This is a genomic window from Terrabacter sp. LjRoot27 (assembly GCF_964254175.1).
GTDB lineage: Bacteria > Actinomycetota > Actinomycetes > Actinomycetales > Dermatophilaceae > Terrabacter.
The window spans coordinates 2,422,753-2,434,739 of record NZ_CAXUSS020000001.1; the positions used below are offsets into that span (position 1 = coordinate 2,422,753).

Sequence of the window (11,987 nt, forward strand, 5' to 3'; positions counted from 1 at the left end):
TCCAGGGGTCACGCCGAGTACATGGAACCGTCCCGCCCGCGCGCTGGCGGCCGGCGTCGCTCATGGCTCCGGACCGCTCGGCTAAACGTAGTGGGCTGGTCGGCGCTCATCGGTGTTTGTCTCTTGGCAGCCGCTGCAGGACTTGCAGTATCGGCGGCAACTCGCGTTCCGCTCCTGTTCGGCGCCGCATTTGGCGTGGCCCCGTTGCTCGTCGTCGCCCTTCTCGATCGCAGGCGGTGGTCGCGGATGCAGACCAGTTTCGGTTGGGGTGGCTCAGTGGAGGAGGTTGCTCAGCTCGCCGCAGAACTGGCAGCACGAGGAGTTCAGGCGCGAGTCGTCACTGAGGAAATCGCGATTGAATGGGGCGAGAGTGCGCATCCCCATGCCGGTGACCGTGTCGTGAGGACGGCGGCTCTTGAGTACGCCAACCGGGACAGGGCGGCAGTGCGTCAGGTATTGCGCGGGCACGGCATCCGCCCCCCGGACGCGTTGTAACGGGCTACAGGGGGCGCCGTCACCCCGTCCTGTCATGCCGCCCGTCGGACGACGTCCGACCATGCCGCTGGCCGGTGATCACTTCTGCGTCGTGGGGCCGGAGATCCGCGTCAGCTCTTGTCGTCTCCGCCGTACAGCCGACTCCTCCACTTCGTGCCCGACCGAATGTTCTGCCAGAGGATGAGTCGGCCCAAGAAGAGGATCACGACCGCCGCTATCGCAAGTTCCCACCGCGAGCCCTCACCCAGACCCAAGATGGCGGATAGGGCGGTGATGGCGAGCAGGCCCTGTACGAACGCCCAGCCAAGTCTGTCTCGCTGTCGGACGGCACGATCGCGAAGGTCCAGCATCAAGATCCACGCGCCCACTCTTCGGAGTCGAGACACCAAAGTCGGCATGTGCCTAACGCTCTCATGTCGGGATGAGCCCGGACGTCCGTTCTTGCCGCACTGAGGACGGCTACGCTCGTCCGAATCTGCCGCGTTAAGGGCGGCTGCGGAGCCGCCCGGTCCCTGCTCCGGTTGCTCGGTGATTGGCGAAAGCCGCGTGTGCCGCATACTCGCTGCCATGCGATCGATCTCGTGGGCGAGCGACCCGACATGGGTGGACGCAGGGAGCGTTCTGATGGGCACCATCACAGTCCCGTCCGCGATTCGGCGCCCCGCCGACAATGGGAATGACGAGCTCGAAATCGACATAATCGGGCCCGAAGCCGAGCAGCGTTGTGCTGCGGTTCTAGCCGAGTTGCCCGGCCTCCTCATCTCCCTGCCTGGCCTACGCCAAGCCGCGCTGCGCGCCGCTCCTCGAGAGTGGACAGAACACTTCGGCCAACCCGACCTGTGGCTCATGGCGATTGAGTTTGAGCCAACCGCCACGCGCTTGGTCTTCGACTTCGGGGACTTGGACTCGCTGGTTCTTAAGATCGATCCCACGGGGGCGCGGACTGTGTCCGTTCGGCCATAGCCGTCCGGTCATGCCGCTTGTCGGATGCTTGTTCGCAACGCAGGAGATCGCCCGGCGGACCACAGCCGTGGCGGCCGACAACACGTGAACGCGACCCCTGGTCCCTCATTCCTTCCAAGAGCGAGGGCCGAGCGGAGCGCCTCCTTGTCGCATCTGCCTGGTGGCCATCAGCTCCTGATGGCCGCAGCGCTGGCAGACGAGCATGTCCTTGTCCCCGGGCTTGTGTAGGTACATGTGGCCCATGACCCAGCACGGGAAGTTCTTCAAACGCATACTTCGATCGTCCACCCGTCCGCGCTTGGGCGGTATGGGTTTCGGAATGCTGAGGTGTGTCGAGACGACGGTATTGTCTACGTCCGGTCATGCCGCGAGCCGCGCGTAGTGGTTCCTCTGGCGGTTCCTGCTTCGCAAGCCACTGCTCCAAGCCGCGCCATGCGACACTCGCGCATGCCCACGACAACGACGGAGTCCGTCGAGCGGACAGGACGGTCGCGGCGCGGCCTACGGCTCAAGGTCGCGATCGCCATCGCGGGTGCCGTCCTGATCGCGGCCGCCCTGATCGGGTGGCACCTTTGGACTGATCGCCAACCCACGATCTACTCCGCGATCGACGCATACACCTCCGCCGTGGAGTCCGGGGAGCGATCCGCGCTCGAAGCGATCATTGCCGAGGGCCCCGGCAGCGGGGCGCTACTCGCACGTCACGTTGGAAAGCCGAGCGCGGTCACCGGCGTCACGCTGGAGATGAGCGTCTCGGCCGTGTGGTGGCAGGTCGAGGTGCGCTATGAACTCCCCGGCCAGGAGCCGGTCAGCGAGCACCTGTTGGTGCACCCACGGAGTGACTCGCCCGACCGCTTGATCGACTACGTGATCAGCCCGGCTCCCTGAGAAGCCCGTCGGCGGCCCGGCCGGCGACGTCCGAATCTGCCGCGCTCAGGACCTTTTCCCATGCCGATTTGGATCGGGCTGCAGCGAGGCCCGGGCTCGAGTGCAGGAAGTCTGGACTTCAACCGTCCTCCGGATACGCAGTCACTTCAGGCTGCCGGAGAGTGCTACCGGTGGTTCCCCAAGGGTCATGTGCAACGGAACGGCGGTGGCGTGTCGCCGGGCTTCCACCAACTCGTCGTCGAGTGATCCCGTCACTATGTCGACGCCGCTGCCGTCGACAGCCGGTGAGAACGAAATGCAACGCAATCCTTGTGGGACGCTGCGCCTCCGCTCATCAGAGATGACGGCGTCGACCGCTGCCTGCAGTTCGACGAGGGAGTACCGGGCACTCATGACGTGCACCGTGATGCCTGAGCGTCGGACGCGTTCGGCCGCTTCCTGCACTCGGGACGGCACGGGGCCGCGCCAGTAAAGGGTCACCGAGTACTTGTCGAGGTCGATGGCCACGCTCGTGTAGCCGTCATCGTCCGACGTCTCTCTCACCGGGAGGAGCTCGTCACACGCCGCGGTCAACCGCGCCTGCTTTCGCTGCGAGTACGCGGCATAGGCCATGGATACAGATTGCCAGTGCGCCACCTGCGGATGTGCCGCTCCCGATCACGTCATCGGATCCACTCATCCGAATCTGCCGCTGCCCGCGCGATCGTGCCGAATGGCGGACGTTCGGTTGAGCGCTCCTTGGTCCCCGCGTGGCAGGACCTCACGTTGGCGTGCGGCCATTGGCTGCTAGGTCACGATTGCCGCACGGTACTGCCTTGGTCTGCACACTTGACCGGCTGGCACTCCTATCTTGACCGACAGGGACAGGGACAGGGGGATCCGATGGGACGGAGTCAGAACGCCGTGGATCAAGTGCTGCGAGGTGGCCTCATCGTGATCGGAGTGGGAGTCGCCGGCTACCTCGCGATGCTGGTCCTGCTCTCCTTCGCGATGCAGGAGCCGTATCCGTTTCTGAACGTCGCCAACAAGAGCGGTCGCCCGCTGCTCATCGAGCAGGCCGACGTCGTGAGTTCCCCGGGGTGGCGGTCGAGCAGGCTCGTGTGGGGCAACTCGGGGATCTGGCCGGCGGCCGGCAAAGGTGCGTGCGAACAGGACCGACTGGTGGCTCGCGACCTGCAGGGCACGGTGGTGGCGCGCCGCACGGGCGCCTGCAGATCGGACACCTGGACCATCACAACCGAGGGCTTGTCGGAAGCACCCCGCTACCCGCGGCTGCCCGTACCTCCCGGCCACGTCGAGGTCCGGCTCGTCCTCGATTCCTCCGGGACGGAGGACTCGGTGGTCGCCTGGTGGCGCGCGCTGCCCCAAACCCTCGAGCGCGCCACGGCAAGGGGCGCGGCCGCGGGAGTGACCGTACACGGCCCGTTCCTCGAGAATGAGGACCTCGCGATATACGTCCGAGGGCCAGACGCCGCCACGGTCCGGGATTTCGCCCGGACCCAGGTGCTGCGGCCCTCACCCGGCCGGGTGTACGCGTACGTCGGCGCCCCAGGTCAACTTGCACCGCACACCGGGGCGGAGATCCTTGTGCCGACGGTCGCGCCGAGCGTCACCACTCGCTGAACGTGGCGGACGGGCTGTCGCGCGAAACGTCCGACCATGCGCAGATAGCGCGTCGGCCAGATCGACTGCCGCCAGCCGTAGGTCTGCTCATGAGCTCCAGGACACGACGGCTTCTGGTTGCGGGCTGGGCTATAGGAGCAGCCCTTGGCCTTGGCGCGTGCCCGGCAGGGGGTGCGTCTCAGGACGCTTGCGCTCAGCCGACGGCAGGTCAGACGGCGGCCGACGAGTGTGACGACACGGGCGGCGGTCCGGTCTACCGGCCTTGACGAAGAACCGATCGAGGAACGTCCGCTTCTGCCGCGAGCAGCACGAGCGACACTCATCCGCGAGGCTCTCTGCCACTCGTGCGCGGCAGCGCAGCTGTCGCCACTTTCGAGGGCCACGGCGGACCTCGGCTCAGGAGCGAATCCTGGAGGGGTGCACAGCCTGCTCCATGCACACCAGTCGGTCCCGCGAGTCCCAGGAGTCGACCACGGTGAAGCCGATCCGCTCGTAGACCCGGAGGGCATCCGTCCGCCACGCCCACACCGACAGTCGAACGGTGTCGACGCCGACATCGGCGGCATGCTCCAGGCAGGCCTTGACCAGGGCCGACGCGACACCTCGGCCACGCACAGCCGGGTCCACCCACAACCGTTTGATCTCCGTGCGTCGCTGGGCCGGTGCCGTCACCACCGCGCAGCCCACAGCCACTCCCCCGCTCATCGCCACCAAAACGATGTCGTCGGCGAACGCAGCGCTGGGCTCCAGGACCTCGGCCCGATATCGCTCTGGCAACTCGACTAGATCGACAACGGCCGAGCCCTTCTCCGCCTCGGTCTGAAGATGGTAGGCAGCCAGCAACCCCGCGAGCTCGCTCTCAGAGGATGCGCCGTGACCTGTCCAGCGTGCGACGACAATCCCGGGGTGAACCGTCATGGCGGCCAGCATCACACGAACTCTTGGCGGCTCGACACACGACTCCCAGATTCACGTCTAGAAACAGGCCGTCAGGACTCGTCCGCACGTGCCGCCGACAGGGCACTGAGTTCGACGGCCTACGGACGCTGAAGAGCCAGCTACTGTCTGTGCCATGGGCGCGGACGACCTCGAAGAACTACTCGCCCGCGCCCTGCGCGTACTCGTCGACTACATCGACGAACGCGAGGACACCTTCACCGCCGATGATGATGTGCGAGCACTCGAAGAGGTCGCAGCGGTGCTGCATGAGGTCTCGCCGGCGAGCCGTGACCGGCTCAGGACGCTGCTCGGCCCCAAGCTGTCCTTCGAGGTAGGACTCAGCGAATGAGGGATTGCCCGGTCATGCCGCGTCAAGGGCGGCGTCGCCCACCGGCAATGCCGCTGGATGTGACGGCCCAGCCGGCACACGCTTGGATGGCCAGGTGGACGCGACGCCGACCCCGCCCGCCGTTGTGACTCCAACCCTGACCGTCCTGGCGGGGCGGCCAGGCACTGGCAAGACCACGCTGGCGACTGCTCTGGCCCGCCGTCTGCGGGCGTGCTACTTGCGAGTGGATGCGGCAGAGACAGCGCTTCAACGGACCGGCCTCCCCGTCGGCATAGAGGGCTACGCCGTGATCCATGAGCTCGCCGTCTCCAACCTCCTTCTCGGCCTCGATGTCGTCGTTGACGCTGTCAACCCGGTTCCAGAAGCTCGGGCGGGATGGCGCAAAACGGCCCACCGTGGCAGAGCTCAACTGCTGCAGGTCGAGACTTGGCTGCCGGACCAGATCGAGCACCGTCGCCGCGTCGAAGCTCGAACAGGCGACATCCCTGACCACCACCTCCCGGCGTGGCACGAGGTCGAGACCCAAGTCTGGGTGCCGTGGGACTCAGAGCGGGACGGGCCTCGCATCCTCATCGAGACCATCGACTCTCGCGACGCCCTGATCGCTCTCTTGGCAGTGCATCCGTCTTCCTAACGACGTCCGCCTTGCCGCTTTGAGGGCGGGACGCGCCGTCTGCGAATGATCCTGCCGGTGCGCGAACACGGGTGCCGATACTGCTAGGACCGGGGTCCCAAGGGCAGCACAATCGAGACCATGACTCGCGCCGCTCAGCAGCGTTACCGACTGACGACTCCGGGACGCCGGGTTCTGCGCGCACCCAAGCCCGAGGTTGTGTTGGGCGTCATCGAGTCACTGCCCAGGGACGGTCACGCTCTTCTCGAGAGCATGGACCAGCCGGAGGTATACATCCAGGTCTGGTTACGTTCCGACGGCAGCTACCAACTAGAGCTCCGGGATGGTTCGGTTCACACCCACGTGCAGACGCGCTCCGTGTCCCGCGAACGCGTGGCTGCGGCCTTCACGAGCTGGCTGCAGGAACACAGTGGAGACGGCGACGCTGGTTGGCGGGACAACTATCACTGGAACGACATCAGCGGCACCTTCTCGAATGGGCCCCAGGCATGAAGCCCACTAGCTCGCAGCCGGCGTAGCGCCCGCTCGACGGCCATTCGGATAGCCGCTCCAGCCGCTCTCCGCGACCCGTTGTACCGACGCATCGTCGTTGGGAAGCCAGACGTCGTCTCGTTTGGCACGGACGGCAAGTACGCGTGTTCGTGGTCGCCGCCGTGCCCCTGTGCTTCCATGAGTCATGGCAACCGCCCAGCGGTTCCGACGCGCCGCACGAGGCATCATCGGCGTCGGCCACCTGCTGGTTGGTGGGGCGGCGTTGGTCTTCGCCGGAGTGATGATCGTCGCCGGTGCAGACTCCGGCGCCGAACTGGGCGGAGTGGTTCTCCCACTGGGGGTGTTGCTCGCGCTCGCCGCAGGAGTCTTCACGTACACGGCAGCCATGGTCCTACGGCCTGGACGAAGGGATCGTCACCGCCCCTCGTTGATCCTCAGCATCGTCGAACTGGTAGCCGGAGCGACCTTGGCCTCAGGGGTGATTGTCGCGGTGCAAAGCTACGGCGACCCCTGGCGCTCTCCTCTGCTGCCGCCATCGGTGCTACTCGTCGCTCTCGGCCTCGCCGGCCTCGTTCTCGAGGTCTCGGAACCCATGACAGCGTCGCCGACGCACTGAACTGGCGCGTTGAGGACGGGACGTCCGACCCATGCCGCAGGAAGCAATGGTCCGCTCCAAGGGCATGGGCCTCCTGCGCCTAGTCGCCAGGCGTGTTAGGCCCGGCGAGAAAGGTGCGCCAAAGCGAGGGGTGCGACCTATTCCATTCGGCCAAGGCGACCACCCGATCGGCTCCGATCAGCTCAGCGATGGTCTCGCGGTCTTCATCGGCAAGCCAGATCGCGAGGCAGCTTCCCTCGTCGGCCAGACTGGCAACCTCGGCGTAGTCGGACCGCCAAAACGTCGCATCGTAGGCATGTGGCGCTACAGCGATGAAGTCATCGCGCGTTCCGGGGTCTTCAGTCGACGTGACGTCGGTCATCATGTACGGCTTCTGGCGGTCCTGCTCTGGCACGAAGCGATCTCGCAGCCGTGCCGCTGCCTTCACTGCCTCTGCAGGCCACGTGTCGCGCGTGCTCCACGGAATGTCGGTCTGAGCTGTTGCCATGTCCACTTCAACAAGATTGAGCGCCACCCTGCTGGCTGCCCACAGGGTGTCGTTGTCCAGCCCATCCAGAAGGAGCAAGTACTCCAAGCGATCGCTCGGCACGACGCGAGTATGCCAGTGGCAGAAACATCCTTCGGCCCGGGCGCGGAAGCACGAGAACATCCCGGTGCCGTCCCAAGCGCTCGTCAGGTTGTCGCGGAACCGTCCTCACATTCCCAGGTCGCGCGTCGTGCACCTAGAGCGGTACGCCGCCAGCGAACGCTGAGCTAGAGGACGGCTCGGCATCGTCGATGCGGCCGAGAGGAGCAGCGCCGGGGCGGTTCTGGTCGCAGACCTGATCTGAGCGCACATCCCCTTGGGTCAGCGCGAGGGTCACCTCTCTCCTGGCGAGCCGGCGTCGGGTCTGCCACAGGCCGACCCCGAGTACTAGCCCCCACACCAGGAACAGCGGGTCCCACAGCCAGGCGTGACCCCGCGTCGCTGCGAGGTCGTCCACCGAGCCGACGACGCCGACGAGGGCGAGATTGGCGACGGCCGTGTTGGCCAACCCGTACGCCACCAACAGGACGGAGCCAGCCCAGCACAGCAGCCGCAGCGCCCCACGCGGGCCTCCAGAGCGTGCAGAGATCCATGGCACTGACGCGGCGGTCAGCTTGACAAGACCGATGGCAGCCAGAGCGAACCCGGCAGCCACGGGAGAGCCGGCGCGCCAGGCCACCGCCCAGGCCCCGACGGTGTCTGCGAGCGCATCGCCACCCAGAGCCCAGTACAGGCTTGCCGCAGCATGCACCGTGCCGACGCCGGCGGCGATGGTGAACCAGGTCAGGGAGGCGCGGTGCATGTCGTCGACACTAGGTGCTCCTGGCATGCGGCAGGGATGGGTGAGATCCCCCAGCTGGCCCTGGTCCGACGTGGGCATCGTAGGGGGCGTCCCGACCCGAACGCCGACAAGAGCGGAACATCTGGTCGTGCGGCGGTGACGGCGTCCTGCTACGCCGTCACCGCACCGCAATGGTGCGTGCCACCATCAAGCATGCGGAAGCGCAAGCAGCCCGGGTCCACCTTCGCCGACCTGGTCAAGGAGCCGACCTGGTCACACAGCGATGCCTCCCGGAAGGGCCTGCACGCGCCCCGGCCCGGACGTTTCAATGGCGCGGGTGACTTCTTCGACCCGAGCGGCAACCCGTTGAGACTCGTGGCGGAAGACATCACCGAAGAGGAGGCGCAGCGTCTGCTCGAGGCCGGTGCCGCAATCGTCTCCGAGGCCTGCGGGTGCGGAGGCGCCTACGGCGACTGCACCCCGGCGTGGGCTCCGGAGAACCAGCTCCGAGAACTGCGGTCCGGCCCACCTCCGACGTTCACCGACCGCCACGGTGCCCCGACGTGGCTCGATGTCTGGGCCAGCCGAACACGATCGGCTCCCACCACGACTGCGTGAGCTCGGGCGAAGACCCAGGACCCGCGACCGCTCGTCGCCCCGTCCTCACTTCTGCCTCAAGGGTGCCCGTCACCTGCCCGCGACGGACCGTGGCCAAGAGATCGAGAACCTCGGCGTATTGGCGGTCGCGCAGTACACCGTGGAGCCGGTCGCGGGCCTTCCAGGCACGGCCGCTCGCAAGGTCAGCTCGGGCCCTGGAGAGTTGATCTGTCACGCGCCGATGTTCCCAGCGGCGGTCCGCCTGCTCAACGGCATTCTCGTCATCGTCGGCAACGTACGCACGTGGCTGCGATGGGCACGGTGCGGGCCCTTGCCTCAAGGCCAGACTCGGGCCACGCTCGTGGATGAGTACCTACGAGAACGTCCTGGTCCCGATCCCGCTACCTCCTGAGTCAGACTCGCTCCGGCGTGCTGTGGCTGCCTACCTGGCCCGGTTCAGAAGCCAGTCCCGTGTCCACACCGAGTCGGATCTGCGCGCGTACCTGACGTGGTGCGCCAGTCACCGCCTGGACCCCCTCATTGCGCAACGACCCCACCTCGAGCTCTACATCCGCTGGATGCAGGAGACCCGCCGCTACAAGCCCTCGACCGTCAGCCGACGCATCGCCGTCGTCGCCGGGTTCTACCGGACCTGCGTCATCGACGCAGTCCTGGCCCACTCGCCGGCCGAGCACGTCCGACGCCCGAACGTGCCCGCCGAGTCACCCACGCTCGGGCTGACCCATCTGCAGTTCGAGGCAATGCTCGCCACCGCCCGTGCATCAGCGAACTGCAACGACTTCGCCCTGGTCGCGATGCTCGGGTTGCTCGGCCTTCGCATCTTCGAGGCCTGCGGAGCCGACATCGAGGACCTCGGCGAGGAACACGGGCACCGTGTCCTGCGCGTCAACGGCAAGGGCGGCACGGTCGTCCTCACTCCGCTGCCACCTGCCGTGGCCCGCGCGATCGAGCGCGCCGTCGACGCCCGAATGGCGGGCCCCATCCTGCGCACCAGCCGCGGCACCCGGATGGACCGACACTGCGGCACCCGACGCCTGCACCACCTCGCCGAAGCCGGCGGCGTCCACGCAGCACGAATGCACCCACACATGCTGCGCCACACCTTCGTCACCACCATGCTCGACGCCGGCGTCGACCTGCGCGACGTCCAGATCGCCGCCAGGCACGCCGACCCACGCACCACGATGCGCTACGACCGAGCTCGGAAGAACCTGGACCGTCACCCCAACTACATCCTCGCCGCGTACATGGCCTCAGGGACGTGACGGCCAACGGTCGCGCCGAGAAGCGGACGTTGCGTGGTTGTCCGGCGACGCGGCTCGCGCCGATCACTAGGTTGCGTCCATGCGAACCATCACGTCAGAGCGACTGATTCTCAGACCGTGGGATGCCGACGACGCAGATTTCCTTCTTGATGTCGAGGGTCGCTGGGACGTGGTGCGCTACCTGGGGGCCGACCCGACGACCATGACCTCTCACGACGAGGCGGTCGCCTCCATCGAACGCCGCCGTACCACCAGCGCGCACCCCATCCATGGCATCTGGGTCATCACCGACCGGACCGGCGCACGGCTCGGGAACCTTTTGCTCAAGCCCATCCCGCTGTCGACAGGCGAAGAGCCGTCGGACCCTGCCGAGGTCGAGATCGGATGGCACCTGCACCCTGACGCCTGGGGGCGCGGATACGCGACCGAGGCCGCCGCCGCCGTGTCCGCCGCCGCCTTCGCCCGCGGCCAAGGCCGGATCATCGCCGTGACCCACCCCGACAACCACGCTTCGCAGGCCGTATGCCGGCGCATCGGCATGCGCCACCGGGGCACGACGACCCGATACCTGGACATGTCCAGCGAACTGTTCGAGCTGGCCTCGGAGCGATGAGCGGCATCGTGCCGCACACCGAGCGAACGTACGCACGTGCCGCCCTCCGAGGGATCGTGCCGTTGGGCGAACGTGCCGTTGCGGGAACGACCGCGCTTCACCCAGGTTGCCCGTCCCGGCATCATGAGAGACTTCCGGTCCCTTGGCTCTTGAGAGGTGTTCATGTCCGACGTGGCCGTTGACCGCCCGAGGATCGTCTGTCTCTGCGGTTCCCTGCGCTTCGGCAGAGAGTTTGCGGCTGAGCGCACGCGCCTGACGCTCGATCTGGCGATCGTCTTGGCTCCGGAGGCCACCGACGTGTCCGTGCCGGACCCTTCCCTCGTCCGCTCACTGGGAGAGCTGCACCTCCGCCGGATCGACCTCGCAGACGAGGTGCGAGTCGTGAACCCCGGCGGCTACGTCGGAAAGGCCACCCGGCGCGAGATCGCGTACGCCGACGCATGGGGCAAGCGCGTGACGTACGTCCACGCGCCGGCCACGACGGACAGCTGAGCACGACGCTGTCGAGTGGGTGGGATCGTGCGCGACGGGAGATGACGCCGACAGTTCTCGGTACCGTCCGTTGAAGACGCGCCGCGCATCAAGGGAGAGCAACGAGATGAGACCACTTCGATACTCGATCAACGTCACCCTCGACGGCTGCTGCCATCACGAGGCAGGGCTGCCCCCCGACGAGGAGTCGATGGGCTACTGGACCGCCGAGATGGAACGAGCCGATGCCCTGCTCTTCGGCCGGGTGACCTACGAGATGATGGCGTCGGCGTGGCGGCGGCCGGCCACGGGCACGTGGCCCGACTGGATGGATGAGTGGGAGATCCCGTTCGCCGAGGCCATCGACCGGACGAGGAAGTACGTCGTGTCGAGCACGCTGGACGGCGTCGACTGGAATGCCGAGCTGGTGCGAGGCGACCTGGGGCAGGCGGTCCAGCGGCTCAAGCAGGAGCCAGGCCAGGGCCTGTTCGTGGGTGGCGTGACGCTCCCCCTGGCCTTGGCCGACCTCGGCCTGATCGACGAGTACGTGTTCCTGGTGCAGCCGGTCCTTGCCGGACACGGGCCGACGTTGCTCGCCGGTCTGCGCGAGCGCATCCGGCTCGAGCTCGTGGACCGCCATGAGTTCCGGTCGGGTGCGGTCGCCCTGCGATACCGGCCCACGCGAGGAACGGCGTGACCTGACCCGGCCTGGCA

Annotated in this window: 15 protein-coding genes; 11 read left to right on the top strand and 4 right to left on the bottom strand. The window is 67.1% G+C overall.

What is annotated here, in order from left to right:
* The first annotated feature begins 1,905 nt into the window (after positions 1-1,905).
* Positions 1,906-2,346, top strand: a complete 441-nt coding sequence (locus ACSQ2D_RS11340; protein ID WP_256796448.1) for a hypothetical protein — start codon at positions 1,906-1,908, stop codon at positions 2,344-2,346.
* Positions 2,347-2,487: 141 nt separating this feature from the next.
* Here ACSQ2D_RS11340 and ACSQ2D_RS11345 read toward each other — a convergent pair whose 3' ends face one another.
* Positions 2,488-2,958, bottom strand: a complete 471-nt coding sequence (locus ACSQ2D_RS11345; RefSeq protein ID WP_435986048.1) for a hypothetical protein — start codon at positions 2,956-2,958, stop codon at positions 2,488-2,490.
* A 291-nt stretch (positions 2,959-3,249) separates the two neighbouring features.
* Here ACSQ2D_RS11345 and ACSQ2D_RS11350 point away from each other — a divergent pair, with 291 nt between their 5' ends.
* The gene (locus ACSQ2D_RS11350) at positions 3,250-3,969 is read left to right on the top strand and encodes a hypothetical protein (RefSeq protein WP_435986049.1); all 720 of its coding nucleotides are present in this window, start codon (positions 3,250-3,252) and stop codon (positions 3,967-3,969) included.
* Between the two features lie 396 nt (positions 3,970-4,365).
* On the opposite strand, the gene ACSQ2D_RS11355 is transcribed toward ACSQ2D_RS11350, so the two are convergent.
* Positions 4,366-4,887: a GNAT family N-acetyltransferase gene (locus tag ACSQ2D_RS11355; RefSeq protein WP_435986050.1), complete on the bottom strand. Its 522-nt coding sequence runs from the start codon at positions 4,885-4,887 to the stop codon at positions 4,366-4,368.
* A gap of 154 nt (positions 4,888-5,041) precedes the next feature.
* Between ACSQ2D_RS11355 and ACSQ2D_RS11360 the strand changes: the two genes are divergently transcribed.
* From ACSQ2D_RS11360 to ACSQ2D_RS11375, 4 genes are all read left to right on the top strand, one after another.
* Positions 5,042-5,257 carry a hypothetical protein gene (locus tag ACSQ2D_RS11360; RefSeq protein WP_435986051.1) on the top strand — a complete coding sequence of 72 codons (216 nt, stop codon included), beginning with the start codon at positions 5,042-5,044 and terminating at the stop codon, positions 5,255-5,257.
* Between the two features lie 124 nt (positions 5,258-5,381).
* Positions 5,382-5,891 (top strand): AAA family ATPase, encoded by a 510-nt coding sequence (locus ACSQ2D_RS11365; RefSeq protein WP_435987849.1) that lies wholly within the window; start codon positions 5,382-5,384, stop codon positions 5,889-5,891.
* 120 nt (positions 5,892-6,011) lie between these two features.
* Positions 6,012-6,383 carry a hypothetical protein gene (locus ACSQ2D_RS11370; protein ID WP_435986052.1) on the top strand — a complete coding sequence of 124 codons (372 nt, stop codon included), beginning with the start codon at positions 6,012-6,014 and terminating at the stop codon, positions 6,381-6,383.
* 184 nt (positions 6,384-6,567) lie between these two features.
* The gene (locus ACSQ2D_RS11375; RefSeq protein WP_435986053.1) at positions 6,568-6,999 is read left to right on the top strand and encodes a hypothetical protein; all 432 of its coding nucleotides are present in this window, start codon (positions 6,568-6,570) and stop codon (positions 6,997-6,999) included.
* Positions 7,000-7,078: 79 nt separating this feature from the next.
* Here the strand turns inward: ACSQ2D_RS11375 and ACSQ2D_RS11380 are convergent, their stop codons facing one another.
* Both ACSQ2D_RS11380 and ACSQ2D_RS11385 read right to left on the bottom strand, forming a co-directional pair.
* Positions 7,079-7,588: a hypothetical protein gene (locus ACSQ2D_RS11380; RefSeq protein ID WP_435986054.1), complete on the bottom strand. Its 510-nt coding sequence runs from the start codon at positions 7,586-7,588 to the stop codon at positions 7,079-7,081.
* 133 nt (positions 7,589-7,721) lie between these two features.
* Positions 7,722-8,327, bottom strand: a complete 606-nt coding sequence (locus ACSQ2D_RS11385; RefSeq protein ID WP_435986055.1) for a DUF3995 domain-containing protein — start codon at positions 8,325-8,327, stop codon at positions 7,722-7,724.
* A 192-nt stretch (positions 8,328-8,519) separates the two neighbouring features.
* On the opposite strand from ACSQ2D_RS11385, the gene ACSQ2D_RS11390 reads away from it, so the two are divergent.
* From ACSQ2D_RS11390 to ACSQ2D_RS11410, 5 genes are all read left to right on the top strand, one after another.
* Complete coding sequence (locus ACSQ2D_RS11390; RefSeq protein ID WP_435986056.1) at positions 8,520-8,924, top strand: hypothetical protein; 405 nt, start codon at positions 8,520-8,522, stop codon at positions 8,922-8,924.
* A 557-nt stretch (positions 8,925-9,481) separates the two neighbouring features.
* Positions 9,482-10,189 carry a tyrosine-type recombinase/integrase gene (locus tag ACSQ2D_RS11395; RefSeq protein ID WP_435986057.1) on the top strand — a complete coding sequence of 236 codons (708 nt, stop codon included), beginning with the start codon at positions 9,482-9,484 and terminating at the stop codon, positions 10,187-10,189.
* A gap of 79 nt (positions 10,190-10,268) precedes the next feature.
* Positions 10,269-10,802 carry a GNAT family N-acetyltransferase gene (locus ACSQ2D_RS11400; RefSeq protein ID WP_435986058.1) on the top strand — a complete coding sequence of 178 codons (534 nt, stop codon included), beginning with the start codon at positions 10,269-10,271 and terminating at the stop codon, positions 10,800-10,802.
* Between the two features lie 162 nt (positions 10,803-10,964).
* Positions 10,965-11,294 (top strand): hypothetical protein, encoded by a 330-nt coding sequence (locus ACSQ2D_RS11405; RefSeq protein WP_435986059.1) that lies wholly within the window; start codon positions 10,965-10,967, stop codon positions 11,292-11,294.
* A gap of 106 nt (positions 11,295-11,400) precedes the next feature.
* Positions 11,401-11,970 carry a dihydrofolate reductase family protein gene (locus ACSQ2D_RS11410; RefSeq protein ID WP_435987850.1) on the top strand — a complete coding sequence of 190 codons (570 nt, stop codon included), beginning with the start codon at positions 11,401-11,403 and terminating at the stop codon, positions 11,968-11,970.
* Positions 11,971-11,987: the final 17 nt, after the last annotated feature.

Excerpts from the sequence above, each read along its gene's own strand:
- ACSQ2D_RS11370 (WP_435986052.1), top strand. The coding sequence starts at position 6,012 with ATGACTCGCGCCGCTCAGCAGCGTTACCGACTGACGACTCCGGGACGC.
- ACSQ2D_RS11390 (WP_435986056.1), top strand. The coding sequence starts at position 8,520 with ATGCGGAAGCGCAAGCAGCCCGGGTCCACCTTCGCCGACCTGGTCAAG.
- ACSQ2D_RS11355 (WP_435986050.1), bottom strand. The coding sequence starts at position 4,887 with ATGACGGTTCACCCCGGGATTGTCGTCGCACGCTGGACAGGTCACGGC.
- ACSQ2D_RS11400 (WP_435986058.1), top strand. The coding sequence starts at position 10,269 with ATGCGAACCATCACGTCAGAGCGACTGATTCTCAGACCGTGGGATGCC.
- ACSQ2D_RS11410 (WP_435987850.1), top strand. The coding sequence starts at position 11,401 with ATGAGACCACTTCGATACTCGATCAACGTCACCCTCGACGGCTGCTGC.
- ACSQ2D_RS11375 (WP_435986053.1), top strand. The coding sequence starts at position 6,568 with ATGGCAACCGCCCAGCGGTTCCGACGCGCCGCACGAGGCATCATCGGC.
- ACSQ2D_RS11385 (WP_435986055.1), bottom strand. The coding sequence starts at position 8,327 with ATGCACCGCGCCTCCCTGACCTGGTTCACCATCGCCGCCGGCGTCGGC.
- ACSQ2D_RS11395 (WP_435986057.1), top strand. The coding sequence starts at position 9,482 with ATGCAGGAGACCCGCCGCTACAAGCCCTCGACCGTCAGCCGACGCATC.
- ACSQ2D_RS11340 (WP_256796448.1), top strand. The coding sequence starts at position 1,906 with ATGCCCACGACAACGACGGAGTCCGTCGAGCGGACAGGACGGTCGCGG.
- ACSQ2D_RS11360 (WP_435986051.1), top strand. The coding sequence starts at position 5,042 with ATGGGCGCGGACGACCTCGAAGAACTACTCGCCCGCGCCCTGCGCGTA.
- ACSQ2D_RS11405 (WP_435986059.1), top strand. The coding sequence starts at position 10,965 with ATGTCCGACGTGGCCGTTGACCGCCCGAGGATCGTCTGTCTCTGCGGT.
- ACSQ2D_RS11345 (WP_435986048.1), bottom strand. The coding sequence starts at position 2,958 with ATGGCCTATGCCGCGTACTCGCAGCGAAAGCAGGCGCGGTTGACCGCG.